Below are 25,074 nucleotides of genomic sequence, written 5' to 3' on the forward strand. Positions count from 1 at the left end.
TGACAGATAACCTTCTCTTTTTATTTATTCTTTTAAACGTTCTACGTTTTTTCTTGAAATTTGAATTTTTTCTAAGGTTTCCTTATAGTTTTTTGCTGCATAAGCAAAAAATAAAACATCAACTACATACAATTGTGCCACCAAGGAAACAGTAGCCGCACTTCTCAATGGCACGTCTTCCCCACTAGAGGTTTGAAGGACGATATCACTTTTTTCACCAATCACTGATTTTTCATCTTGTGTGATACTAATAATAGGAATCCCTTGCTGCTTCGCTAAATCAGCTAAAGTACTTGCTTCTTTATTCGTTCCAGAATTAGAAATAACAATAAAAACACTAGGCTTTTCTGTTGAGCCTAACATAGAAGCAAATAAATGATGATCCAATGTTGTAAATACCGTTCGGCCTAAGCGCGTAAACTTTTGATAAATATCTTGAGCAACCAACGAAGAGGCGCCCAACCCATAGACAAAAATTACTTCTGTTTTTTCCAACAAATCAACGGCTTCATTCACTGCGACATCCTCTAATGTCTGACCGCTTCGCTCAACCACATGAACAAAGCGCGCCTGTAACTTTTGTTTAATATCAGCTGTTGATTCCCCTTTAGTAACTTCAGTATACATTTGCTGCTTCATTTGGCCAAGATTTGCAGATAATAAAAGTTTCAACTCTGTGAAGCCATTCACATCCATAGAATGACAAAAGCGAATAATTGCCGCTGGACTTGATCCTGCTTGTTTCGCTAGCTCTTGCGCATTCATTGAAATAACTGTTTCTGTATTTTTTAAAATATATTCTGCGATTTTTCGTTCTGATTTTGGTAATTGTTGTAGACGATCTTGGATAGATAAGACAATATTTTGTTGCATAAACACCCCTCCTGATACACCATTTCCTACGCAATTAAATTTTAACAAAGAAAAAGGGAGAAGCCAAGTTCTCCTTTTTTCTATTTATTATTTAGTTGTTTGCATATCTTTAGGAATCCCAAAGAATAACGTTGCTACAAAACCACCTGCGTAAGCAGCCAATAAACTTAATACATATGCAAGCCATTGGTTGTTGGCAATTAATGGAATTAAAGCCACCCCACTTGGTCCAATAGCAATCGCACCAACATTACCGAAGGCACCAATTACTGCACCACCAATACCACCGCCGATACAAGCAGTAATGAATGGACGTCCTAATGGTAAAGTAACTCCGTAGATTAATGGTTCACCAATACCTAAAATCCCAACTGGCAAGGCACCTTTAATCATTTCAACTAATTTTTTATCTGATTTACAACGAATCCATAATGCTAAAGCTGCACCGACTTGTCCCGCACCAGCCATGGCCAGAATTGGTAATAACAAAGTCATCCCTGTTTGATTAATCATTTCAATGTGGATTGGCGTCAAAATTTGATGTAAACCAAACATTACCATTGGCAAGAAGGTTAAACCAAGAGTAAAGCCAGCAACCATGCCACCTTTTTCTAAGACAACATTGATAATACCAACTAAGCCATTAGAAATAGCTCCGGCTACAGGCATGATTAAGAAAATAGTTGCTAAGCCAATCACTAAAAGTGAAATGGTTGGCGTTACGATAATATCAATTGATTCTGGGACAATTTTATGCAATTGTTTTTCTAACAATGATAATAACCATACGGCAAAAATAACACCGATAATTCCGCCTTGTCCTGCAGATAATGTTCCCCCAGTGAAAATATTACTGATTGGAGCATCCGGATTCATTCCTGTCAACATTGTGACTGCCCCAATAACACCACCCAACGCTGGCGTTGCACCAAAAACGCTGGCGCTGTTAATCCCAGTGTAAAGAGCTAAATAAGCAAAAATCCCATTTTTAATGATATTTAAGACATCGATATATTGTTGCCATGAAGCTGAAATATCACCAGCAACAACTAAGTTAGACATAACAGCTGCAATCCCGCCAATAATACCAGCCCCAACAAAGGCAGGAATCATCGGAACAAAGATACTAGAAATAGCTTTTAATACTTTTTTAAATGGTGAAGTGTTATTTTGTTTCGCTTTTTGTTGTGCTTTCATTTGAGCGGCTTTTTCTTCTACTAAATCTTTTCCAGATTTGCCTGCTGAAGCATCAGTTGAGGTGTCATGATTAAATGGTTCTCCCAATTTGACACCTGCTTGATCTACCATTTCTTGTGCAACCTTGTTAACAGTCCCTGGACCAACAACTACTTGTAACGTATCATCTTCTACGACGCCCATAACGCCATCAATTTTTTTCAATCCTTCAATATCCACTTTGTCATAATCGCGGATATCCATACGAACACGAGTCATACAATGAATGACTTTGTCCACGTTTTCTTGACCACCAACTTCTTTATAAATCCCATCAGCAATGCGTTTAATTCTTTCTTCTGCCATGTTAAAACACCCTCCTAATTCCTTAATTTAATGTATTCTTGATAAATTGATTCCCGTCAATTAATTTTTGTGTTGCTTCTTCTTTAGTACTATCAGTTAAAATCATTACAATTGCTAACTTCACATTTTCTTCTGCCTCTACAAATTTTAGTTCGGCAACTTCATAACTACAACCCGTTGCTTCCATAATAATCCGTTTGGAACGCTCCACTAATTTTTCATTGGTTGGTTTTACATCAACCATTAAGTTATTGTAGACTTTCCCAATACCAATCATGGAAATAGTTGATAACATATTTAAAATTAATTTTTGAGCTGTCCCAGATTTCAAGCGAGTCGAACCTGTTAAAAATTCAGGTCCTGCATCTACTTCAATCGGCATTTGCGCATATTTACTAATTTCGGCATTTTTATTACATGCCACAGTTGCGGTAGCTGCTCCCACCGTTGTAGCATATTCTAAACCGCCAATTACATAAGGCGTCCGACCACTGGCTGCAATCCCAACAACAATGTCATTTGCTGATAATTTTAGATCAACTAAATCTTGACGACCTAGTTCTTTTGAATCTTCGGCACCCTCTACTGCGACAGTCATTGCTTTTTGACCACCAGCGATGAGGCCTTGAACCATCTCTGGCTCGACGCCAAAAGTTGGTACGCATTCGGCTGCATCTAAGACACCTAACCGACCACTCGTACCAGCGCCCATGTAGATCAAGCGGCCGCCTTGATTGAAACTTTTGATGATGGCTTCTACCACTGGTTCAATGGCTGCTAATTCTTGACCCACTGCTATTGCAACTTTTTGGTCTTCTTGATTCATTTTTTGTAAAGCTTCTTTGACACTCATCTCATCTAAGCCCATTGTATTTTCATTTCTACGTTCAGTTGTTAAGTTTTCTAAATTCATTTTCTATCGTTCCTTCCGTGACTAGCGTAAATTGATTGCCTGCCTTGATTAACGGCAATATCGTTTGATCTTTTTCAATAATTCGTGTAATCGTATTGACTTTTTCATCTTTCGGCAAGTCCACAAGTGTGACTTGAATTTCTCCCATATAGCGACCATATTTTTCATTATCAATCGTTACGGTTCCCACTGGACGTGCTTCAGTCTGCTCTGACTCAATCGTTGCAATTTCATCTTTTCTGAACATTTCACTCGTTCTTGATAATTCACTTCGCAAAACATCTCTTGCAGCATCTAAACGATTGGTATGAGTCCCAAGTATTCGTTTCAAATAGTGGCTCTTGCTAGGTGCTACTTCTAACAGAAATTGATTGGTTTGGTGATAATAACCAAATTGAGCCATGGTTCGCTCACTAATTGTGGGATCACCAATATAAACAGCATCGACATAAGGATCAGCCATCAAACCAACGGCAGCGGCGAAAGGATTTTGCCCCCGATGTTTTTCTAATGTTGGTAAACCAGCAAAAATTGGGCCTCTTGTTTGCCCATCTCCTGGCACAAAAGTAAAAACTTGTAAGCCTAATTCTTTAAGCCAGCGGTTCTTTTCATTAAAAAATGTTGTTCCAATGCCTGTTTCAGGTCTTGGATAATAATTATGCCAAGCTTCTAAGCGAGAAAAGTCCGCTTGGTGAGCCTTTAACTCAGCTACTTCTTCCAGTGTAATGGTACTAGCATTCAATCCTATATCAATCTTATGTGAAGCATGAGCCATTTGTTCTATCGTAATGCCATAGTCCATCCGGAGGCCAGTTACGCCCAACTCAATTAAAGGCTCTAATTCATCGAAAGAAAAACCCGCTCTTTTTAACGCTTCACCTGAAATATCTACCATAATTTTCATTTTTTCTGCCTTAGCAATTGCCCCTAAATCAGTCAAGCGTTGGCGGTAAAGGGAAGTATCATCTTCTGGAATGTGTAAAGAAGTGAAAATACCATCAAATCCAAGCGCTTTCATCTTTTTGATATAAATAATTGTATCGTTTGTAATCTCTTCACCAAGAAAAACTGAAATACCATACATCTTTTTAGCTCCTCTCTAATACGCTTTCATTATAACTTGTTTGAAATAAAATTTCAACTATTTTTCTAAATATTTTTTAATTCCAAAATAAAATTTTATTTCTGTTCAAAAAAAAACGAGCGTGGAACAAAAATCACTTTGGATTTTTGCTCCACGCTCAAAAACTGATAAACGGCGGGAATAGAAGCAACACTCCGCGTTGCTCCGATCTCAACAACTTCTAAGTGCTAAAGCTCTAAGAGTTGAAGGTCCTTCGGAAATAAGCCGAAATTGTTGAGAATCACGAAGAACGTAGTGATTCGATGATGAACAATACCTACTTGGTCTCCAAAAATCAAAGATCAATTTTCGGAAATTTCTTCTTATTTCTCGGAGCTAAACGGTTCTGTCCCGACCTCGTCTACTACATTAATTGGCTGTGGCAGAGCCAACTGGTGTACCAGCTGTAACCACGCCAGTTTTCTCTAACGAAAATTGTGCTACTTTATCCATGTTGGTAATAATGACAACCATTTCAGTTCCTTTACCAGCTGCTTTAATTGCCTCTAAATCAGCAATTGCGACCACCGTATCTGCAGTCACTTGGTCGCCTTCTTTCACTTTAATAGTGAACGGTGCCCCGTTTAACTCTACCGTATCAATACCCATGTGTAATAAAATTTCAAGACCGTTTGTCATTTTTAAACCAATGGCATGTTTTGTTTGGAAAACGCTTAAAACTTCTCCTTCAATAGGTGCATAAATTTCACCATTTTCTGGAACTACTGCATAGCCATCTCCCATCATTTTTTGTGAAAAAACAGGATCATTCACTTCACTAATTGGGATAACGGTTCCATTGGCAACGGCATACATTGTATTATTTTCGACAACTTCATTCTTTTTCTTCAAAAATCCAAACATTTCTCTTCCCCCATTTTTTAAAGTATCACTAGTATAGAAAAAAGTTTCATGAATTACAAGTGGCACCTTTGTATAATTCTAAAATTTATTTTAAAATAAGAATTTGCATTGGCATTTACTTTGTCAGCGGGTATACTTATACTTGATGTATTTTGCATTTATTTCAGAAAGGAATGGTGACATGCTTTTTGCTAACCTATGGAAAGCAATTATTCTTGGTATTATCGAAGGAATTACCGAGTGGCTTCCAATTAGTAGTACCGGACATTTAATTTTAGTGGATGAGTTTATTAAACTCGATCTAAGTAAAGATTTTATGGAAATGTTCAACGTCGTTATCCAATTGGGAGCAATTATGGCGGTTGTTATTTTATACTTCCACAAATTGAATCCTTTCTCACCAAAGAAAAATGGCGAAGAGAAAAAAGATACTTGGATTCTTTGGTCTAAAGTCTTAGTCGCTTGTTTACCAGCGGCAGTTATTGGTCTAAAATTTGATGATTATTTAGACGCACATTTTTATAACTTTTTAACAGTATCGATTATGTTAATTGTTTATGGGATTGCTTTTATTATCATTGAAAAACGAAATAAAAATGTTGCACCGAAGTGTACTAATCTAAAAGACTTCACTTATAAAGCCGCTTTAATCGTTGGTGCTTTCCAAGTACTGGCATTAATTCCAGGAACTTCACGTTCAGGAGCGACCATTTTAGGGGCAATCTTAATTGGGGCCTCACGTTTTGTTGCAACAGAGTTTTCATTTTTCTTAGGAATTCCAGTAATGTTTGGAGCAAGTTTTTTAAAAATCTTTAAATTCTTGGCCAAAGGAAATACGTTTGGATCAGAAGAAATCATTATTTTATTAACTGGCTCTATTGTTGCCTTCGTTGTTTCCATCATTGCGATTAAATTCTTATTGAATTACTTGAAGAAAAACGATTTTACAGTTTTCGGTTGGTATCGCGTAATTTTAGGTGCGATTTTAATTGGCTACTGGTTATTCTCATAAAAATAAAACCGTTGCTTTCAACAGTGAAAGCAACGGTTTTATTTTTTTAAATCGCCAAACGTTATTCGCTCAATCCCCTGTTCTTCAAACCACTGACGAACACGAGGATCACAAATCGTTGCTAATTCTTTACAGCGTAAAGTGGTATAAGAAGAATTGTCTAACACAAATTGATCCAAATATCCAACATCAAAATGCATCTCAGCAATTGCCGATTCCGGCATCCGTAATAAACCAAAGTCATCTTCTAAAAAATTCTCCACTGATACGCCTTCGTGAATATAAGATAACACGCCAGACTCTAACAGATGTGTTACCTGGAAATAACCTTGTTGCGGTGGATATTCTTTTTCCCCACTATATTTCAGGGTTGTATGAAGTCCGTACTCTTCTGCTAATTCTAAAAATACTTGATCAACCACTTCATCACCAATCGAATGGCAATCAAAATGTTCAGGATAATGTCCAGTTAGTTCCTTAAAGCGCGTCAATTGCGCAATCGTTTCAAGTCGTACTTCTTCATATACGAAGGTTACTTGCTTTTGTTGACGATAATAAGAAGAGCGATGAAAATTGCCTTGTTCATCTACCAGTGAAGGAATCATACATGGGTCTGCACAAGGTTTCCCTAATAAAAAATTCGTATGCTGACCTACAAATAAGCCTGGATAATTTTTTGCTAACGCAACGGCGTGTTCTGCTGTTGGTAAATTGGGCATCAAAAGTGTCGACGTCGTTAAACCATCGACATAACTTTTGATAATGCCATGATTAATCGCTTCTGACATCCCAAAATCATCAGCATCAATAATTACTTTAACCAACAGCTCCCCCCTCTTTTCTTTACGTATTTTTGATGACAATTCCGACAATAATATTAACAGCTGATTCACAATCATTAATCGTGCGCTCAAGCTGATCATAAACATCTTTCCACTTGATAACTTTTAATAAATCTTTTTCGTTAGTCATCAAATCTTTCATGGCGCTACTGTATAATTTATCGCCTTGAGATTCAATCGTATTCACTTCATCAATCAATGAAACTAACGTTTTAGAATTTTTAAATTTTGCAAATTCCTTCGTTGCTGATTTAACGCCTTCTGTCGCTTTAACAATATAAGCAGTTAATTCTAGCGCGGGCGCAATCATTTCTTCGACAACTAAATGATCAAGTAAATAAGACAAACTATTAATGCTATCGATAATGTTATCTAAGTGATCCGTAATATCGACAATATCTTCTCGATCAATTGGCGTAATAAAGGAAATATAGAGTTCATTTAAAATTTTGCGAACAATTTCATCATTCTCTTTTTCCAATTGATGAATCGCTTCTGATTTTTTTACTAAGTTTTCTAATGAATAATTGTCTACAATTTCTTGCAAAACCTTTGCCGCTTCATAAGCATTTGTTGCTAACTGGTTTAATTCTCCAAAATAATCAAATTGTTTTTTACGTGCCATGTTTTTCTCTCCTTAAAAAATTGCAATAAATAATTTTGACATCACATAAGCGATCAGCCCACATCCTGGGAAAGTTAAAATCCATGCTATCAGCATTTCTTTCACGATACGCCAGTCAACACTTGAGATTCGCTTAGAAGCACCTACTCCCATAATCGCTGTCGTTTTTGTATGAGTAGTTGAAACTGGAATCCCAAAAGCCGATGCTAAAAATAAACAAATAGCCGTGCTTAAATCCGCAGTGAAGCCTTGATAGCGTTCGAGTTTTACCATATCCATCCCGACTGATTTAATGATTCTCATACCGCCCACAGAAGTTCCAATGCCCATTGTAATGGAACACAGAACCATAACCCATAACGGAATCACAAAACCGCCACCTGTTTTTTCGACTAAATTATTATAAAAAAGCACTAACATGAACACGCCCATAAATTTTTGCCCATCTTGCGCACCATGTAAAAAAGCATTAGCTCCTGCACCAAAGGCTTGTCCAACTGTAAAAAATTTGTTGGCTTTTCTTCTAGGCACAGCCGAGAAAGCTTTCACAACAAGTTTGGCAATCAAATAACCGCCGCCAAAGCCCATAACGGTAGAAACAACTAGACCAACAAGCACTTTGATCCATTCCGAGCCATTGACTGCACCCAAACCACCTAATGCCATTGCCGAACCAGTCAAGCCGGCAATTAACGCATGGCTTTCACTTGTGGGAATACCAAAATACCACGCAGCAACTGCCCAAACCACAATTGAAAAAAGCGAAGCAGCCAAAGCCACCTGTGAAGCGTTTCCATTTGCGTCAAAACTAACAATGTTACTAATCGTTTCAGCTACTTGGGCATTAAAAAAGGTCATGACTAATGCACCTAAAAAGTTCATCACAACAGCCATCCAAATTGCGACATTCGGTTTTAACACCCGAGTCGAGACAGCGGTTGCAATTGCGTTCGGCGCATCCGTCCAACCGTTAACAAAAATTACACCCATTACCAAAGTAATCGTTACCAATAATGCAATACTCACAAAGACACCACCATTTTTCATTTATCTATTTTATCATAGCATGTTTTAAAAAAAAATGTATGCTTTTTTCTTAAGGCTCTGGCAAATTTTCTTATTTTTTTCTTGAAATTGTCTGTTAAGGAAAAAAACTTGTCGTCTTTTATTGCAATGGAACAATGGATTAGGTATAATGATTACTGTTGAATTACATTGGCTGACCAGTGTAAAACCTAAATCATCGGAGGTGAAACAAATGCCAAATATCGAATCTGCAATCAAACGCGTACGTACAAGTGCTAACGCGAATGCGAAAAATTCATCTCAAACAAACGCAATGCGTACAGCAATCAAGAAATTTGAAGAAGCTGTAGCTGCTGGAGCTGATAACGTCGATGCTTTATACAACGAAGCTGTTAAAGCTGTTGATATGGCTGCAACTAAAGGTTTAATCCATAAAAACAAAGCTAACCGCGATAAAATTCGTTTAAGCAAATTAGCTAAATAATGTGAGATAGAAGTTAGCATTCATGTTAGCTTCTTTTTTCATCAAAAAATGTCCAAGTCTGTTTTCACAAAGACTCGGACATTTTTTTATAAAGGTGAATCAATCCACGGTAAATCTGTTGTGAGATGTTGACTAAATAATTTAGTCTCTTCTCGCAAAGCTAAACGTTGTTGTCTTCTCGTTTCATAATTGGAACAAATCAACTTTTCTTCTGCAGTTTCTGGGACGACTGCCGCTAATTGGAAGTCACTTTCGGGATTCATATGAGACGGAATGGCTACAAAAGTTGTAAAACAAGTCGCCGCTAAATAACGCTCTCCAGTTGTTAAATCTTCTCCTACAACTTTAACAAATACTTCCATCGATTTATGATGCACGCCAGAAACAAACGTTTCAACACACACTGAGTGATTTTCTTTTAAAGGTTTTAAAAAATTCAAGTTATCTAAAGATGCTGTAACTGCCCCTCTCCGACAATGCCGTGAAACGGAAATGGATGCGGCGTCATCAATTAAAGACATTAATTTCCCACCAAATAGTGCACCAAAGGGATTTAAATCAAAGGGAAATACACGATGTGTTTGAATCACTCGTGATTCTCGACAAAATTTTTCTTTCGTCATTAACGATTCCTCTACTTTCATTTATAAACTTTTCCACGCTTTACTTTAGCTTACTTTACCATTTGATGCAATCCTTACTTTTTAGGAAACATTTAAAAAATAACAAATTTGCAAGTCCCATTTATTCATTTTTAGGAAAGTTGCTGTATAATAATAACGGTTAAAGAACTTTTAAGGAGATGGATACACATGAAAATTGCAATTGCTGGTGCCGGCGCTATGGGCAGCCGTTTAGGAATTATGTTGCATCAAGGCGGAAATGATGTAACTTTAATCGATCAATGGCCCGCGCACATTGAAGCTATTCGTAAAAATGGTTTAATCGCTGATTTTAATGGAGAAGAAGTTGTCGCGAACCTACCAATCTTCTCACCAGAAGAAATTGACCATCAAAATGAACAAGTAGATTTAATTATCGCTTTAACTAAAGCACAACAATTAGATGCAATGTTTAAAGCGATTCAACCAATGATTACTGAAAAAACGTATGTACTATGTTTATTAAATGGCTTAGGTCATGAAGATGTACTAGAAAAATATGTACCAAAAGAAAACATCTTGGTTGGCATTACCATGTGGACAGCTGGTTTAGAAGGACCGGGACGTGTTAAACTTTTAGGTGATGGCGAAATTGAATTAGAAAATATTGATCCTTCTGGTAAAGAATTTGCTTTAGAAGTCGTTGATGTCTTCCAAAAAGCTGGTTTAAATCCAAGCTATAGTAGCAATGTTCGCTACTCTATTTGGCGGAAAGCCTGTGTCAATGGCACGCTAAACGGTTTGTGTACAATCCTTGATTGTAATATTGCCGAATTTGGTGCACTACCTGTTAGTGAATCCCTTGTTAAAACATTAATCAGTGAATTTGCAGCAGTCGCAGAAAAAGAAGCCATTCATTTAGATCAAGCAGAAGTCTATACACATATTGCTCAAACTTATGATCCAAACGGTATTGGCTTGCACTATCCGTCTATGTATCAAGATTTAATTAAAAATCATCGTCTCACAGAAATTGATTACATTAATGGTGCTGTTTGGCGCAAAGGACAAAAATACAACGTAGCAACACCTTTCTGTGCCATGTTGACACAGCTTGTTCACGGAAAAGAAGAACTATTAGGAGCTAAATAATAAGAAAGTACCAGAGACAATCGTTGTATGACGATTGTCTCTGGTACTTTCTTATTTTGCTTGCGCAGTCAATTTTAAAATAAATAATTGGAATAGTAATTCTTTATCCATTTGGCCCGTTTTCATGCGATAATCATTTTCAACTAATTCATCATAAAGTCTTTCTAATCGAGACAATTCAAATCGTCGGACTTGTTGTAACGCTAACTTGACTCGATAAGGATGAACCTTTAATGTATCAGCGATATTCGCTTGTTGATAGCCCATCTTAGCCAAAATTTTTGTTTGTAGAAAAAGGCGAATCTGATTCAATAAGATTGCATTTAACTTAATGGTTTCTTCTCCTTGTAAAAGTAAATCTTCATACAATTGAACAGCTTTTTCACTGTTTCCAGAAAGTACTTCGTTGGTTAAGTCAAAAACATTATGTTCCAAAGACTTAGGGACTAATTCTTGAACCGCACCTCGTGTAATTTTCTTCGTCTCAAGGGCATATAAATACAGCTTCTGTAATTCTCCCATAATTTTTGATAAGTTCAAGTCTGTCAATTGAAGTAATAAATCAAAAGCATCGGAGCGAATAGTGTACCCTTCGCTCTCAATCGTTTGAGAAATGTACTGACGAATAGCCTTTTCATCCATTGGATTGACATCAACTACTGTGGCATTTTTTTTCAATGCTTTGGTAATTTTTTTTCGTTCATCTAATTTTTCATAAGAGGCCATAAAAACAAGAACAGTTGTTGGTGATGGACTTTCCAAATAATTCAATAAAAGATTGACATCATGTTCCACACCGTTTGTTTTTCTTTCGGCAGTTAAAAAGTAAGGATTTTCCACAAAGACAAGGCGATAATCACCAAAAAACGGAATTGTTTCCGCTTCAGCAATCGCTGCACTTAAAGGTGTTTCCTCCATATCAAATGAGAAAAAGTTAAATTGATCATCCTCTTCCGTCAACAATTCTTTCATCAATGTTGTTTTAAATAATTCAGTTAAATAAAGTTCTGTTCCTATTAATAAATACACTGGAGCGATTTTTTGCTCTCGCACTTCTTTCAAAGCTTTTTGTAACTCCATTGGCTCGCTCCTTTTCTCGTTTCTCTTGTTTATCCTATCATGTTACTTCTGGAAATACTAGTCTTGTTCTTTAACAAATTTGGCTTTAGAAAGCCCTTGCCAAGGTAACCATTGATAATAAATCATTCCTTGAAGATCAGTCCGATAATAATTTATTTTTTGCTCCTCCAGCGTCGCTAATGTCTCCTGATGAGGATGTTTAAAACGATTATTCAGCCCAGCTGAAATCAATGCTTCTCGCGGATTAAGCTGTTCGATAAATCTTTTAGTAGACGACGTTTTACTGCCATGATGACCGACTTTCAAGATGTCGATTTTCAACTGGGGATAGCGAGCCAACACTTGTTCTTCTCCTTCGGCTTCCAAGTCACCAGTAAATAAAAAATGCCGTCCACCTAATTGTGTGGAAAACACTATCGAGTCATTATTGCCCCCAATACTGCTCTTATTGGGCGATAAAATTTGAAGAGAAATGGGCCCATTAATTCGCTTGGGCGCTAAAATTGGCCGACAGTCTGTTCCGCTTTTTTGGAGTTGTTTCAAGACTTGGCGAAACGAAAAATTGGCTTCAGCTGCTCCTTTAGGGAAATAAAGAACAGAAATTGGAACCTTCTGCGCAATGGCTAATAAATCGCCAAAATGGTCTTCATGTGCGTGTGTGATGATCACTTCATCTAAACGTTTGACTCCTTGACTTTTGAGAAAAGGAATCACTGAATATTCCGCTCCTGATCGACTATTTTTCCGTTGCCGCCAAGCTTCTTTGTCAAAAGACAACCGACCACCTGTATCGATCAGTGTATTTTTTCTGTGAAAAGGCGCTTGGATAAACAAACTATCCCCTTGGCCTACATCGATCATTGCAACAATGCCAATTGGCGAAAGGTATTTACTATTTATCAAAACAATTAGTAGTCCGATTGAGAAAAAAATTTTTTTAGACTTGTCTGCTAAATAAATCATTGAAAGTCCGATTAGTAATAACAAACTAATTTGTATCCAAGAATTTAAATAGCCGATGGTCAGCTTCGGATTTAAGTGAACTAGCACCCACTCAAATAAGCCATTCATTGTTAAAAATAGTGGTTCGAGCAAGGCTGCTAAATAACGTGCTGGCATAATAATCACTAGAAAAAAGCTCAACGTCAAAAGCGGTAACAAGAACCGTTCAAAAATTGGTAACAAGAGAAATGTTAAGAAACTTCCTAACAAGGGCCATTCATAAAATGATTGGACTAAAATAGGTAAGGAAGCCACAGCCAATAGGAAAGAGCCTACACAATTTTTAATGAAAGGCGAAGAATAACCGAACAATGTTTGCTCTAAAAACAGCAGAACAAAGGAAAGTAAGTAACTAAATTGTCCACCGACTGATAAAAAGAGGGTTGGCTGAACAATCAAGTGCACTAAGAGAGTTAAACTCCAACAATCGAGGGCCGGAACCTGCCAATTAAACCGTCGATTGAACGTATTGAGGTTTGTTTGTAAAAGCGCCCGCATGACACTGACTGAGAATCCTGTTAAACCAGCATATATCAGAGAAAAAACGCATTGCCACAAAAAATAACTTTCTTGTGTTCGGCGAGCGATTCTTAGCATCAGCAAGCGAAATAAACGAAGGAAAAAAGAAACATGCATCCCTGACAAACTAAAAAGATGCAAAATGCCTAATGCTGAAAATTTATCGCTTATTTCAGCAAATTCTTCATTACGAAAACCTAAGAGCAACGCATTCATGTACATTGCACTAGTATCACCAAAATTTTTCTGAATATGTACCATCGCCCATTTCCGCCAGCCGCTAATGATTTCTTTAAACCGCCAAGAAAAAAAGGAACGCGGTTGTCCTATCTCCTCAATGAATAAAATAGCTTCGATTCCTTGATTCTTTAAAAATAGTTGATAATTGAAGCCATTTTTGTTGGTTTGACCTTGGGGCGAGTCTAAAATACCTACAGCGGTTGCCTGAATGGTTGTGGTTAGTTGTTGCCATTGCTGTTTTTCTTTCACACTTTTTAATTGATAAAATGCCATCACTTTCTGCCTTTTGCCTTTTACGATCCAATTGGCAGGAAATTTTACTTGATCACCATCGACTTGTATTTCATCTGGCAATATCGTTAGCTGTCCTGACAAGCGGACTTCTTTAGGCAACAAAGAGACTGGCTTTAACCACTGGAAAATCAATATGCCCCCTACTATTAAAAAACTGCACAAAAAACCTCCCAATATAACAGGAAAACTTTTTGTACAGACAATACGGATAACAGTGATAGAAAAAAGAAGAGCTCCTAATAGGCTAGGTGCGAAAAAACACCACAGCCCACAACTAGTCAGCAGAGCTATGAAGAACCAATTATTCCTCAGCTGAGGAAGGATTGTCCTCAAGTGTGGCAAATTCTTCTCCCCATTGTAATTCGGCAAAATATTTTGGTACTAAAGTCACTTTTTCAACCGTGGCTCCTACTTGTTCAATTAAATTTAGGGCGTACGCATCATTACGGTAATCCTTTAAATAATAAATCTTTTTAATCCCTGCTTGTAAAATCATCTTTGTACATTGCAGGCAAGGGAAATGTGTCACATAAATTTCTGCCCCTTCTGTAGGGACGCCAAACTTCGCACATTGTAAAATTGCATTCATTTCTGCGTGGATTGTTCGAACGCAATGATTATCAACAACATAGCATCCTTCATCAATACAATGCGTTCCGCCACTGACTGAACCATTATAACCTCCTGCAATAATTCGTTTGTCGCGAACAATGGTTGCTCCAACAGTTAACCGTGTGCAAGTACTTCTTAATGATAATAAGACGCTTTGTCCCATAAAATATTGGTCCCATGGAATTCGTTCCATAATAAACCTCCTTTATTTTTAATGACTCCTGTGTTCGATTTGCCAAATCATTTAATCTTATTACAAATAGTATGTTATCCGCATCCCATAGTCAAGAATTCTCAGGAATTTTCTGTTAAAAGTTAGCCAGTCACTGTCAACATGTCTTTTAAACGTTCTACTGTTTTCTCTCCAATACCGGGAACATTTTTCAGTTCCTCGACGGTTTTAAACGGTCCTTGTTCGTCACGAAAACGAATAATCTCTTGTGCTTTTTTCGCACCGATTCCTGAAATCGTTTGTAGCTCTGCTTCTGTTGCCGTATTAAGGTTGATCTTTTCCTCCTGATTTTGCTGAGCAGATGCTGATTCCTGCAGCGTTTCTAATGACTGTGCCACTGGTTCTCCTTTTTTGGGCACGTAAATAATCATTTGATCTTTTACTTTTTGAGCGTAATTGACCTGGGCAGTATCAGCTTCCTCGCTCACGCCTCCAGCTAAAGCTAAAGCATCCCAAATCCGCTGCTGATTTTTTAGTTGGTAGATTCCTGGTACTTTCACTGCGCCTTTAATATCAACATAGATCATTGTTTCTGCCCTTTCTTTTGTGGCCTCTGTGGTGGCCTCTGCCGTAGTGGTCAGACTTGTCTCCTCCCACATTGTGGTGTCTACTCGTGGCTCCTTATTAACCATCAAATAAATACCCACTAATAGAGTTATCAAAATAACTATAGACGCGCCACTACCTAGCAATAGCCACTTTTTGGGTAACTGTTTCAACCAATCCATCGTTTGTCCTCCCTTCAAAATATAATTACGCATTTTTTAACAAAAAAATGCGCCTGGACCAAAAATCACTAGTAATTTTTGGTCCAGGCGTACTTTTATTTTAATTTCTCTAGATAGTTCAAGGCATCTTGAACCGTTTTTACTGGGACAATTTTCATTTTTGTCCCAATTTTTTTCGCAGCTTCTTGTGCTTCTTGATAATTCGATTTGATTTTCGGTTCAACTTTTTTCATTTCTGAAGTTATTTCATCATCGGGTGCAAAGAAAATTTCTGCACCATTCTCACTGGCTGTTACAACTTTTTTGTCAATACCACCGATTCTACCAACGATTCCTTGACTGTTCATCGTACCTGTTCCAGCAATTTCATGACCTTTACGTAAATCTTTATGACTTAATTGTTCATAGGTCTGCAAAGTAAACATTAACCCAGCCGATGGCCCACCAATATCACCCGCTTCAATAGATACTGGGATAGAAGAATCAATTTCTGTATGATCGGTCAAACCAATACCAATCCCCGCTTTTTTATCTGTTGGCAATTCAATTAATTTGCCGGTCGCTTCTTTTGCTTTGCCATCTTGAATAAATTGAACAGTGACTTTTTGATTCACTTTTTGTGCTTTAATGTAGTTCATTAATTCTTCACTGCTTTTAAAAGATTTGCCATCCACGCCTGTCACGGTATCGCCAACTTCAATTTTTCCTTTAAAACTTGAGTTGTCTTCCATCGCTAACACATAGACACCTTTAAATTTCATCTCATATGGAACCTTCGCTAATTTTAAGGCTTGCTCAATTGCGGCGTTTTTTGAGGAATCCATATAGTATTGTTGAATTCGATTATATTCGCTATTACTGCTATCCCCCATTAATTCTTTTTTAGACATAACTTCTTGAAAATCCGAAAAGTTTGCTTTTATGGCAGAAAAAATAGTGGCCGAACGAATGCCCACCGTTGTTAAATAAAAAGCACCAGACTGCGTATCTTTTTTCCCATCAACAGTTACAAACTCTTTTAAATTTTCTGTCGTTCCTGGTCCTTCAATATAATAAGGAATTGGGACGATAAACAAACCAATTAGCAGCAATGCCAATACCATTGGAATGAGTGATTTAAACGAAAATTTTTCTGTTTTTTTATTCATTATTTTAGCTCCAGTCATTCTTCTTTTGTTTTAACGCATGATAAATATTGGGAGGAAGATAGTCAGACACATCGCCTCCAAAACGTAAAACTTCTTTTAGTAAACTGGAGCTTACATGTGCATATGGTTCTTCTGCTAATAGAAAAACCGTTTCAATTTCTGGCGCCAGATGTTGATTCATTTTAGCAATGTCTTTCTCGTACTCGTAGTCTTTGACGTTTCTAATGCCACGAATCAAAAAATTAGCCCCTAATGATTTTGCACTTTCCACAGTTAACTGGGTTTCTTGCATAATAACACGCACATTTGGCATTTCTTTAGTTGCTTCTTCAATTAAATATTTTTTCTCTTCTGGCGTAAATAATGTTTGCTTACTTGTATTTATAAAAACGCCAATGATGACTTCGTCAAATAACTTCGCACTGCGTTCAATCAAATTTAAATGACCATTTGTCATCGGATCAAAACTTCCGGGAAATAGAGCAATTTTACGCATCTTACGCCTCCTGACGATAAATCGTTACTTGAGTGATTCCGTAAACGGTTTCTCTTGTTTTTTCTAGTGTACCAATCGTTTCCGGTAATTTGACAGTTTTATCTGTTTCACAAACGATAACGGCTTCGTTTGTTAATAACTGCCGTTCTAACATCTTTTCTAATTGTGAAACAATTTCTTGTTTGGCATAGGGCGGATCCAATAAGACCAAATCAAATTGTAGCTTCTCTTCATAAAACTGTTCTAAGGCACGATTAGCATCCATTTTTCTAACTTCAAATTTTTCTGGTTCTTTTGTAATCGCAATATTTTCTTTAATTACTTTTAGTGCAGCAAAATTCTTTTCAATACAAACACTTTTATCCATTCCACGAGAAACGGCTTCAATCGCTAACCCGCCACTTCCTGAATATAAATCCAGCGCCATTCCACCATCGAAATATGGACCAATCATATTAAAAATAGATTCTTTTACTTTATCTGTTGTGGGCCTAGTATTGTCGCCATCTAACGCTTTCAAGCGCCGGCCACCATATTCTCCAGAAATAACACGCATTGTTTCGACTCCTTTATCAATCATTCTTTTATAATTCATTATAACAAAAAGAGTGAAAAATGTTTGAAATTTCTCATAACATTTCTCACTCTTTTGCATTAGACATTCTCCGCTAAGCGAATCTCTGTAGATAATTCCTCTACTACATAGCCATCGTCTTCTTGTTCTTGATAAGCCGCTTTGGTACCAATTTTTTCAGCAAAATTCATTTCGACATCTGGTCGATACGATTTATCGACACTACGAACAAAATGTAACTGATTAATTTTTTCCATGTTACTTTCAATATTTTCTTCATTCATGTAAATCACCACATATTTCATTTTTCGTGAAACATAGTGAATCAGTCCATATCGGCGTAACTGTTTTAACGGTTTTAATGTGTATACCCAAACAATTAGGCAACGACGCTCTTGAAGCGTAAATTCTTTTTCTTCTTTAGCTTGCATGGCAGCTTCCTCCACAACCTGAATGTTTCTTTCCTCGTTCAAAGAAAGGATTTCCAGCATCTACTTTAATATCTTCAGAAATTAGTTGCGCAATCTTTAAACCAATTGTATCTAGCAACGTTTGAACGTTTGTCTCAGCAAAACGATAATTTGCAACGATTTCATTTAAATCAAGCGCCCGCTTTGCTTTACGTAGGGCTCGCTGTTTCTCCCGAAAATCGGGTGCATGAATTCCATAAGCCTCAACTCGTTCAAAAGCTGACTTAGCTTCTAAAAATGCTTTTTGTAACTGAGCAACTTCCGTTGAAGCATACATGGCTTTTTTTGTTTCTTTATAGTTTTGAACAGCATCACTTTCTAAAAGTGCTGAAATTAAGCATTCTGTTTGATCTTCAATTGCAAATAAATGTTCTGTCACAATCATAACTTTTCACTACTCTCCGTGATTTGCCTATTTTCTGGTCGTTTCTCTAATAAGACTAACACACCTTCATTGGAAAAGGCAACGCCCAATTCTGTCGTTTCTGACTCAGCAAAATAGCTATCATATTGCGGGTCCGAAAACCATGACAAAATAGTAAAGGTACTATCATAAACAGGTTCTTGGAAAATACCTGCTGGTTCTCTCAACGAAAGTTTGCTCGTTTTAACTAATAAAGAAAATTCGTCCTTAGTCAACTGAAATGGATGAATGGCTGTATGTTCCTCTCTCGTTTGTAACAATTCTGCTTGTCGATTTGCCGACAAAATTGTTGATGTATGGTTAGCCAGCGTTTGATACAATGTTTGGGCATCTTTTTGACTTTGTGTGGAAACTGAAAAAGCAGCTTGATTTTCTTGCTGTTTAACCAGATTCATGACATAAATCGCTTGGTTACTTTGAACAGGATCGAAGGTCATTGACTGCGTTATATCAACTGGCAAAGGAGAACCTTCATTTAATTGATACGGCATTTCCGTGAGCAACGTTTCTTTATTGACATAATTAACTGCCATTAAACCGCCCGTCCGCTGATTAAAAAATAACACCGCAAAACTGCCATTATCAAAAGCAACCAGTGGTCGATAGTTCATATCTTCTTCCATCAGCTCGACATCGTAAGCTTCATGATGAAAATTAAATGCAAAATTAGAATAAATCGTCATTAAATCAGACAAGTCAGCAAGCTTCATATCTATCTTAAACGGTTCTATCATTTTGTCATTGTTAAAGGCCTTAATTGCGATGGCTTTATTTTCTCGAACGTTGACTTCTAAGTAATCATTCATCGTCAAACCGAACGTCCATAATTCATACGTACGACCTGTTTTAATTTTTTCTTTAGGATTGCCAAACTGGCGGATAAAGGTTTCCACATCTTTCCCTATGTATGCTGCGTAGCCAGAAGCTGGCAATTCTTCATGAGGAACAGCGGTGTGAGCGCTGGATAAGCGCCCACTTTGAGCTGTTTCGGTTGGTTTTTCAGCAGGGAAAAAAACTGGCTCTAAATATCCGATGAGTAGAACTGTTAAAAAAACAGCAGTAAAGGTCCAAAATCGCTTCATTTTTTCCCCTCTCATCTTATTTTTCTTTCACCTCTAATAACAAATCACCTGAGCTGATTGCTTCGCCTTCTTCAACATAAATGTGATCTACCGTGCCCGCAAAACGTGCTTCGATAGTCGTTTCCATTTTCATGGCTTCTGTAATCAGCAACGGCTGACCTTTTTCTACTTTATCGCCACGTTTGACCAATACTTGTAGAACAGAACCAGACATCGTTGCGCCGATTTGTTCTTTATTAGTTGGTTCCGCCTTTTGTTTTACTTGAACAGCAGACTTAATGGAGGCATCTTTAACTAAAACCTCACGACGTTGCCCATTCAAATTGAAGAACAAGACACGGTTTCCGTCAATATCAGGTTCGCCAATTTCATCTAAACGAATAATTAACGTTTTTCCTCGTTCAATTTGAACTTCCAATGTCTCTCCTTGACGAATACCATTAAAGAATGTTGGCGTATCTAATAAGGTTATATCTCCAAAGGTTTCGTATTTTTGACGATACTCTAAAAATACTTGTGGATACATTAAATAACTTAAAACTTCTTCCAATTTAGGTTGATACCCAATTTTTTCGGCTAATTCTTCTTGTACTTTTGCAAAATCAACAGGTGCTGCTAAGTCACCTGGCCGCTCTGTGAAGGCTGGTCGACCTTTTAGAATAATTCGTTGGAGCTCTTTCGGGAACCCACCAACTGGTTGACCTAAATCACCTTGGAAAAAAGTCACAACGGATTCAGGAAAACTTAGTTCTTCGCCACGCGCATAAACATCTTGTTCTGTCAGATTATTTTGAACCATGAAGAGTGCCATGTCTCCCACGACTTTTGAAGATGGCGTCACTTTTACAATATCGCCAAACATCAAATTCACTGTGTGATACATTTTTTTGATTTCATCCCAACGGTGCCCTAAGCCTACCGCTTTTGCTTGCTGCTGCAGATTAGAGTATTGACCACCAGGCATTTCATGCATATAGACTTCTGTTTGCGGGGCATTTAAGCCATTTTCAAATGGTTGATAATACATGCGCACATCTTCCCAATAATGATTGATTTTCTGTGCATTATCAATGTTAATAGTTGGCGTCCGTTCACCATTGACTAAAGCATAATATAGACTGTTCATACTTGGCTGGCTAGTTGCACCACTCATCGCACTCATTGCGACGTCAACAATATCAACGCCTGCTTTAGTAGCTGCTGAATATGTGATGATCCCATTGCCACTAGTATCGTGGGTGTGGAGATGAATTGGTAAATCCGTGGCTGCCTTTAATTCACTAATTAAACGATAAGCAGCTTGTGGTTTCAATAAGCCAGCCATATCTTTAATCGCAATGATTTGTGCCCCTAAATTTTCCAATTCTTTAGCCATATCAAGGTAATATTGAACATTATATTTTGCTCGGGCTGGATCATTGATGTCCCCAGTATAACAAATTGCTGCTTCCGCAATTTTTCCGGTATCCCGAACGACTTGAATACTTTTTTCCATTTGAGGAATCCAGTTTAAGCTATCAAAAATTCGGAAAACATCGACTCCTTGGCAAGCGGATTCTTTAATAAATTCTTCAATAACATTATCAGGATAATTTTGATAGCCTACCGCATTAGATCCTCTGAACAGCATTTGTAAAAGTGTGTTTGGCATCAACTGACGAATTTTTCTTAAACGTTGCCATGGGTCTTCGGTTAAGAAGCGATAGGCAACATCGAACGTAGCGCCACCCCACATTTCACTAGAAAACAGCTCAGGCAGGGCTGCATCAGTTAGACCAGCAATTGCTTTAAAATCTTGTGTTCTCACACGAGTAGCTAATAAACTTTGGTGCGCATCACGGAACGTGGTATCTGTCATTAACACACTTTCTTGATTCTTAACCCAATCGATGACGGCGGTTGCTCCTTGAGCGTCTAGAATATTTTTAGCTGTGATCACTTTTTCTGGAACTTCAACATCTGTCGGCACGCGCGGAGCTTCAAAATATTTTTTCTCCGTTCGTTCAATGCCAGGGAACCCATTGACCGTTACTTCTCCAATGTATTTCATCGTTTTATTGCCACGATCGCGCATACGAGGAAATTCAAATAATTCAGGTGTATTATCAATAAAGGTTGTTTTGGCTTCCCCAGATTGAAACGCTGGATAGCTCACAACATTTTGTAAAAACGGAATATTTGTTTTCACGCCACGAATCCGAAATTCTTTTAAGCAGCGTTGCATTTTACTGATTGCCTGTTCAAAAGAGAAACCATGCGTACAGACTTTAACCAATAAAGAATCAAAGTAAGGCGTCACAGCGTAGCCAGAATAAGCATTTCCTACATCTAAACGCACACCAAACCCACCTGGTGAACGATACGTATCAATTTTCCCTGTATCTGGCATAAATTGGTTCAAGGGATCTTCAGTCGTAATCCGACATTGAATAGCCGCGCCTTTTAATGTCAATTCGTTTTGTTTTGGCAAATGCATATCTTTATGCAAATCAAGCCCTTGCGCAATTTGTAATTGAGAGATCACAATATCAATATCTGTAATCATTTCTGTGATAGTATGTTCTACCTGAACACGAGGATTCACTTCAATAAAATAAAACTGATCCCCTTCTACTAAAAACTCAACCGTTCCCGCATTCACGTAGCCGACATGCGCCATTAACTGCACAGCAGCCGAACAAATGGCTGCTCGTTGTTCTTCATTCATTGATACACAGGGTGCGACTTCTACCACTTTTTGGTGGCGCCGTTGAACGGAACAATCACGTTCAAATAAATGCAAGACATTCCCATGGTGATCGCCTAAAATTTGTACTTCGATATGTTTAGGATTAGAAATATACTTTTCAACATAAACCTCGTCAGAACCAAAGGCTGCTTTCGCTTCACTTTTTGCTCTTTCGTAACCTTCTCGTGCTTCTTTGGCATCGTGGGCAACGCGCATCCCGCGACCGCCGCCACCTAAAGCAGCTTTAATCATGATAGGAAAGCCATGCGTTTCACCAAAAGCTACGACCTCTTCCACCGTTGCTACTGGCCCGTCTGAGCCTGGAATCGAAGCAATCCCCGCAGCTACAGCTGCTTCTTTCGCTTTAATTTTATCGCCAAAAATATCTAAATGATGTGTTTTAGGTCCGACAAAAATGATTCCTTCTTCTTCACAACGTTCGGCGAAGCGTAAGTTCTCAGATAAAAAGCCATAACCAGGATGAATGGCATCTGCTCCCGATTTTTTGGCAATTTGGATAATATTTTCAATGTCTAAATAGGCTTCAATTGGTTTTTTCCCCTTACCAACTAAATACGCTTCATCTGCTTTGAAACGATGAACAGAATACTCATCTTCTGCAGCATAAATCGCTACTGTACGGATATCTAATTCTGTACAAGCTCTAAAAATTCGAATCGCAATTTCGCCACGATTGGCAACTAATACCTTTTTCATAACGTCACTCCTACCATCAATTTCCTTCAAATTTATTGGTTCTGTTCTAAAGATAAATAGTACTCATTTTCTAATTTCTGACGTGTTTCATCTGCACTGATATTCAGGACAAAGGCCACAGCAATCGAAATAATCAGCAAACTATTCCCACCTTGACTCAAGAACGGGAAAGTAATTCCTGTTAATGGAATAATCCCAGTAATCCCACCAACATTAATAAAGACTTGAATTAATAACATTGTACCAATTCCAATACACATTAGTGAATTAAAAGGTTTCTTCGAGCGTACACCGACTAAAATAATTCGCGCAATCATAAACATCAACAATCCTAAAATCGCTAGACCGCCGATAATGCCTAACTCTTCTAAAGTAATCGCAAAGATAAAGTCCGTATGTGCTTCTGGTAAAAAGCCTTTTTTCTGAACACTATTCCCTAGACCTTTGCCAAACCAGCCGCCATTACTGATTGCATAATAAGAATTAGCTAACTGATGGCCTAAGTTCCGTTCATCTAAAAATGGATTTTTAAAAACAGCAAAACGATTATAAATATATTGGTAACGCGCTGGGAAAATTTTTCCTTTAGACATAATTAATAACTGAATAGCCGTGATACTACCTAAAATGCCCAAGCCACCGACCAAGTAGGTATACATATAATTAATCCCACTTGCTAAAACCATCACGATGGTAATTAATGTTAGAATGGCCGCATTCCCGAAGTCAGGCTGGATTGCAACTAGAGCAATTAATACAAAAACGAGCATCAACGGTCGCCCGGCAGCTTGTTTAAATTGATCCATGCCTCCATTAATTGTCTTTTGTCGCCGTGCTAAAATATAAGACAAATACCAGACAACCATGATTTTTAAATACTCAGCTGGTTGCATCGAAAATCCACCAATCTCAATCCAACCACGTGCGCCGTTAATTTCTTTCCCGATACCAGGAATCCGAACGGCTAAAACCATAACCGTAATTACTGCAATGGCAAACATGATAAAACTTCGATTCTGGAAAACGGATGTTTTCATCTTATAAATAAAAAACATTGCAACTAACCCTACTACCCAAAAGGCAACCTGGTTAATAACGAATGACGTAGGTGAAAAACCTTTCATTACTTGTAATGCGGATGTGGAACTATATACCATAATCAATCCCACGATACTTAAAATTAAATATGGAATAAAAATACTATAGTCTAGCAAATGCCGTTTCTTTACTTTGTTTGGCAAAGCTTAACCCTCCTTGCCAATCTCGTTTTTTTCTTGTGTTTCTTCATAAACATCTGTATATAATTGATTCAATTCGCGTTCTAAATCACTTAGTAAGCGATGTCCTTCATCATTAGTTAAAATCCCCAAACGGGTCGCATAGGTCACTTGTCTTGAAAAACCATACATTTGTGTATCCACCACTTCTTCAAATGCTTTACATTGAGAAATGCACAAACTGTTTTTTTGATTACGAATAAGCATTTTAATGCGTTCTGCATCGTCTTCTAATAATTGAATGGCAAATTTCTTTGAAATTCCTTCGTCCATTTGTACAGAACCTCCCTATCTTAATTAAATAATTATAACATAATTCTCAGTTAGATACATGATGATTTCAGAAAATTTCCTTTAAGAAATTTTCTAAAACCAAGCGATATATTAAGTAAG

25 protein-coding genes are annotated in these 25,074 nt (G+C 37.6%); 3 read left to right on the forward strand and 22 right to left on the reverse strand.

Going from position 1 to position 25,074, the window contains the following annotated elements:
• Window positions 1-24 precede the first annotated feature (24 nt).
• The 5 genes from IGJ04_RS04680 to IGJ04_RS04700 all read right to left on the reverse strand — a co-directional run bounded on the left by IGJ04_RS04680 (window position 25) and on the right by IGJ04_RS04700 (window position 5,381).
• Complete coding sequence (locus IGJ04_RS04680; protein WP_002382748.1) at window positions 25-873, reverse strand: MurR/RpiR family transcriptional regulator; 849 nt, start codon at window positions 871-873, stop codon at window positions 25-27.
• Window positions 874-960: 87 nt separating this feature from the next.
• Complete coding sequence (locus IGJ04_RS04685; protein ID WP_438839990.1) at window positions 961-2,415, reverse strand: PTS transporter subunit EIIC; 1,455 nt, start codon at window positions 2,413-2,415, stop codon at window positions 961-963.
• Between the two features lie 22 nt (window positions 2,416-2,437).
• The gene (gene murQ, locus IGJ04_RS04690) at window positions 2,438-3,328 is read right to left on the reverse strand and encodes an N-acetylmuramic acid 6-phosphate etherase (RefSeq protein ID WP_002381571.1); all 891 of its coding nucleotides are present in this window, start codon (window positions 3,326-3,328) and stop codon (window positions 2,438-2,440) included.
• On the reverse strand, window positions 3,303-4,412 hold the full coding sequence (locus IGJ04_RS04695) for a DUF871 domain-containing protein (protein WP_033917865.1): 1,110 nt from the start codon (window positions 4,410-4,412) through the stop codon (window positions 3,303-3,305). Before IGJ04_RS04695 ends, murQ begins: the two co-directional genes overlap by 26 nt.
• 408 nt (window positions 4,413-4,820) lie before the next feature.
• On the reverse strand, window positions 4,821-5,381 hold the full coding sequence (locus tag IGJ04_RS04700) for a PTS sugar transporter subunit IIA (protein ID WP_002380597.1): 561 nt from the start codon (window positions 5,379-5,381) through the stop codon (window positions 4,821-4,823).
• 115 nt (window positions 5,382-5,496) lie between these two features.
• On the opposite strand from IGJ04_RS04700, the gene IGJ04_RS04705 reads away from it, so the two are divergent.
• On the forward strand, window positions 5,497-6,327 hold the full coding sequence (locus IGJ04_RS04705) for an undecaprenyl-diphosphate phosphatase (RefSeq protein WP_002356708.1): 831 nt from the start codon (window positions 5,497-5,499) through the stop codon (window positions 6,325-6,327).
• A gap of 38 nt (window positions 6,328-6,365) precedes the next feature.
• On the opposite strand, the gene IGJ04_RS04710 is transcribed toward IGJ04_RS04705, so the two are convergent.
• Genes IGJ04_RS04710 through IGJ04_RS04720 form a run of 3 tightly spaced genes read right to left on the reverse strand, consistent with a single transcriptional unit; the run spans window position 6,366 to window position 8,841 of the window.
• On the reverse strand, window positions 6,366-7,151 hold the full coding sequence (locus IGJ04_RS04710) for a ChbG/HpnK family deacetylase (protein ID WP_153854420.1): 786 nt from the start codon (window positions 7,149-7,151) through the stop codon (window positions 6,366-6,368).
• Between the two features lie 19 nt (window positions 7,152-7,170).
• Window positions 7,171-7,794: a DUF47 domain-containing protein gene (locus IGJ04_RS04715; RefSeq protein WP_002356705.1), complete on the reverse strand. Its 624-nt coding sequence runs from the start codon at window positions 7,792-7,794 to the stop codon at window positions 7,171-7,173.
• A 12-nt stretch (window positions 7,795-7,806) separates the two neighbouring features.
• On the reverse strand, window positions 7,807-8,841 hold the full coding sequence (locus IGJ04_RS04720) for an inorganic phosphate transporter (protein ID WP_002356704.1): 1,035 nt from the start codon (window positions 8,839-8,841) through the stop codon (window positions 7,807-7,809).
• 211 nt (window positions 8,842-9,052) lie between these two features.
• Between IGJ04_RS04720 and rpsT the strand changes: the two genes are divergently transcribed.
• Entirely contained in the window at window positions 9,053-9,304 is a 252-nt protein-coding gene (gene rpsT / locus IGJ04_RS04725; protein ID WP_002356703.1) for a 30S ribosomal protein S20, read from the forward strand.
• Window positions 9,305-9,390: 86 nt separating this feature from the next.
• On the opposite strand, the gene IGJ04_RS04730 is transcribed toward rpsT, so the two are convergent.
• A complete protein-coding gene (locus tag IGJ04_RS04730) occupies window positions 9,391-9,948 on the reverse strand; it encodes an acyl-CoA thioesterase (RefSeq protein WP_002382741.1) in 558 nt (185 codons plus the stop codon).
• Between the two features lie 168 nt (window positions 9,949-10,116).
• Here IGJ04_RS04730 and IGJ04_RS04735 point away from each other — a divergent pair, with 168 nt between their 5' ends.
• Window positions 10,117-11,058: a ketopantoate reductase family protein gene (locus IGJ04_RS04735; protein ID WP_002397139.1), complete on the forward strand. Its 942-nt coding sequence runs from the start codon at window positions 10,117-10,119 to the stop codon at window positions 11,056-11,058.
• A gap of 51 nt (window positions 11,059-11,109) precedes the next feature.
• On the opposite strand, the gene holA is transcribed toward IGJ04_RS04735, so the two are convergent.
• From holA to IGJ04_RS04800, 13 genes are all read right to left on the reverse strand, one after another.
• Entirely contained in the window at window positions 11,110-12,138 is a 1,029-nt protein-coding gene (gene holA, locus IGJ04_RS04740) for a DNA polymerase III subunit delta (RefSeq protein WP_010713208.1), read from the reverse strand.
• Window positions 12,139-12,195: 57 nt separating this feature from the next.
• Window positions 12,196-14,460, reverse strand: coding sequence for a DNA internalization-related competence protein ComEC/Rec2 (locus IGJ04_RS04745; RefSeq protein ID WP_438840349.1), 2,265 nt, complete (start codon window positions 14,458-14,460; stop codon window positions 12,196-12,198).
• Between the two features lie 34 nt (window positions 14,461-14,494).
• A complete protein-coding gene (locus tag IGJ04_RS04750) occupies window positions 14,495-14,998 on the reverse strand; it encodes a ComE operon protein 2 (RefSeq protein WP_002356697.1) in 504 nt (167 codons plus the stop codon).
• 122 nt (window positions 14,999-15,120) lie between these two features.
• Entirely contained in the window at window positions 15,121-15,798 is a 678-nt protein-coding gene (locus tag IGJ04_RS04755; RefSeq protein WP_025192009.1) for a helix-hairpin-helix domain-containing protein, read from the reverse strand.
• 62 nt (window positions 15,799-15,860) lie between these two features.
• Window positions 15,861-16,931, reverse strand: coding sequence for a SepM family pheromone-processing serine protease (locus IGJ04_RS04760; protein WP_002382735.1), 1,071 nt, complete (start codon window positions 16,929-16,931; stop codon window positions 15,861-15,863).
• Window positions 16,918-17,409 (reverse strand): pantetheine-phosphate adenylyltransferase, encoded by a 492-nt coding sequence (gene coaD, locus IGJ04_RS04765; RefSeq protein ID WP_002356693.1) that lies wholly within the window; start codon window positions 17,407-17,409, stop codon window positions 16,918-16,920. Before coaD ends, IGJ04_RS04760 begins: the two co-directional genes overlap by 14 nt.
• Window position 17,410: 1 nt before the next feature.
• Window positions 17,411-18,004 (reverse strand): 16S rRNA (guanine(966)-N(2))-methyltransferase RsmD, encoded by a 594-nt coding sequence (rsmD, locus tag IGJ04_RS04770; RefSeq protein WP_071646757.1) that lies wholly within the window; start codon window positions 18,002-18,004, stop codon window positions 17,411-17,413.
• A 59-nt stretch (window positions 18,005-18,063) separates the two neighbouring features.
• A complete protein-coding gene (locus IGJ04_RS04775; protein ID WP_002359714.1) occupies window positions 18,064-18,414 on the reverse strand; it encodes a YlbG family protein in 351 nt (116 codons plus the stop codon).
• Complete coding sequence (locus IGJ04_RS04780; RefSeq protein WP_002400862.1) at window positions 18,404-18,838, reverse strand: YlbF family regulator; 435 nt, start codon at window positions 18,836-18,838, stop codon at window positions 18,404-18,406. The genes IGJ04_RS04775 and IGJ04_RS04780 overlap by 11 nt, the downstream gene beginning before the upstream one ends.
• Window positions 18,835-19,959 carry a CAP-associated domain-containing protein gene (locus IGJ04_RS04785; RefSeq protein WP_438839991.1) on the reverse strand — a complete coding sequence of 375 codons (1,125 nt, stop codon included), beginning with the start codon at window positions 19,957-19,959 and terminating at the stop codon, window positions 18,835-18,837. Before IGJ04_RS04785 ends, IGJ04_RS04780 begins: the two co-directional genes overlap by 4 nt.
• A gap of 16 nt (window positions 19,960-19,975) precedes the next feature.
• Window positions 19,976-23,404, reverse strand: a complete 3,429-nt coding sequence (locus tag IGJ04_RS04790; RefSeq protein ID WP_438839992.1) for a pyruvate carboxylase — start codon at window positions 23,402-23,404, stop codon at window positions 19,976-19,978.
• Window positions 23,405-23,436: 32 nt separating this feature from the next.
• Window positions 23,437-24,645 carry an FtsW/RodA/SpoVE family cell cycle protein gene (locus IGJ04_RS04795; RefSeq protein WP_002356686.1) on the reverse strand — a complete coding sequence of 403 codons (1,209 nt, stop codon included), beginning with the start codon at window positions 24,643-24,645 and terminating at the stop codon, window positions 23,437-23,439.
• A 3-nt stretch (window positions 24,646-24,648) separates the two neighbouring features.
• Window positions 24,649-24,954: a YlaN family protein gene (locus IGJ04_RS04800; protein WP_002356684.1), complete on the reverse strand. Its 306-nt coding sequence runs from the start codon at window positions 24,952-24,954 to the stop codon at window positions 24,649-24,651.
• Window positions 24,955-25,074 lie beyond the last annotated feature (120 nt).

The organism is Enterococcus sp. AZ050 (genome assembly GCF_051715085.1).
In the GTDB taxonomy this organism is placed as follows: Bacteria; Bacillota; Bacilli; order Lactobacillales; family Enterococcaceae; genus Enterococcus; species Enterococcus faecalis.

Bases quoted from the DNA above. Each gene is read 5' to 3' on its own strand.
- IGJ04_RS04730 (WP_002382741.1), bottom strand. From the start codon at position 9,948: ATGAAAGTAGAGGAATCGTTAATGACGAAAGAAAAATTTTGTCGAGAA.
- IGJ04_RS04705 (WP_002356708.1), top strand. From the start codon at position 5,497: ATGCTTTTTGCTAACCTATGGAAAGCAATTATTCTTGGTATTATCGAA.
- IGJ04_RS04775 (WP_002359714.1), bottom strand. From the start codon at position 18,414: ATGCAAGCTAAAGAAGAAAAAGAATTTACGCTTCAAGAGCGTCGTTGC.
- murQ (WP_002381571.1), bottom strand. From the start codon at position 3,328: ATGAATTTAGAAAACTTAACAACTGAACGTAGAAATGAAAATACAATG.
- IGJ04_RS04685 (WP_438839990.1), bottom strand. From the start codon at position 2,415: ATGGCAGAAGAAAGAATTAAACGCATTGCTGATGGGATTTATAAAGAA.
- IGJ04_RS04735 (WP_002397139.1), top strand. From the start codon at position 10,117: ATGAAAATTGCAATTGCTGGTGCCGGCGCTATGGGCAGCCGTTTAGGA.
- IGJ04_RS04695 (WP_033917865.1), bottom strand. From the start codon at position 4,412: ATGTATGGTATTTCAGTTTTTCTTGGTGAAGAGATTACAAACGATACA.
- IGJ04_RS04785 (WP_438839991.1), bottom strand. From the start codon at position 19,959: ATGAAGCGATTTTGGACCTTTACTGCTGTTTTTTTAACAGTTCTACTC.
- IGJ04_RS04750 (WP_002356697.1), bottom strand. From the start codon at position 14,998: ATGGAACGAATTCCATGGGACCAATATTTTATGGGACAAAGCGTCTTA.
- IGJ04_RS04790 (WP_438839992.1), bottom strand. From the start codon at position 23,404: ATGAAAAAGGTATTAGTTGCCAATCGTGGCGAAATTGCGATTCGAATT.
- IGJ04_RS04715 (WP_002356705.1), bottom strand. From the start codon at position 7,794: ATGGCACGTAAAAAACAATTTGATTATTTTGGAGAATTAAACCAGTTA.
- rpsT (WP_002356703.1), top strand. From the start codon at position 9,053: ATGCCAAATATCGAATCTGCAATCAAACGCGTACGTACAAGTGCTAAC.
- IGJ04_RS04800 (WP_002356684.1), bottom strand. From the start codon at position 24,954: ATGGACGAAGGAATTTCAAAGAAATTTGCCATTCAATTATTAGAAGAC.
- coaD (WP_002356693.1), bottom strand. From the start codon at position 17,409: ATGCGTAAAATTGCTCTATTTCCCGGAAGTTTTGATCCGATGACAAAT.
- rsmD (WP_071646757.1), bottom strand. From the start codon at position 18,004: ATGAATTATAAAAGAATGATTGATAAAGGAGTCGAAACAATGCGTGTT.
- holA (WP_010713208.1), bottom strand. From the start codon at position 12,138: ATGGAGTTACAAAAAGCTTTGAAAGAAGTGCGAGAGCAAAAAATCGCT.
- IGJ04_RS04780 (WP_002400862.1), bottom strand. From the start codon at position 18,838: ATGATTGTGACAGAACATTTATTTGCAATTGAAGATCAAACAGAATGC.
- IGJ04_RS04720 (WP_002356704.1), bottom strand. From the start codon at position 8,841: ATGAAAAATGGTGGTGTCTTTGTGAGTATTGCATTATTGGTAACGATT.
- IGJ04_RS04760 (WP_002382735.1), bottom strand. From the start codon at position 16,931: ATGACTGGAGCTAAAATAATGAATAAAAAAACAGAAAAATTTTCGTTT.
- IGJ04_RS04755 (WP_025192009.1), bottom strand. From the start codon at position 15,798: ATGCGTAATTATATTTTGAAGGGAGGACAAACGATGGATTGGTTGAAA.
- IGJ04_RS04680 (WP_002382748.1), bottom strand. From the start codon at position 873: ATGCAACAAAATATTGTCTTATCTATCCAAGATCGTCTACAACAATTA.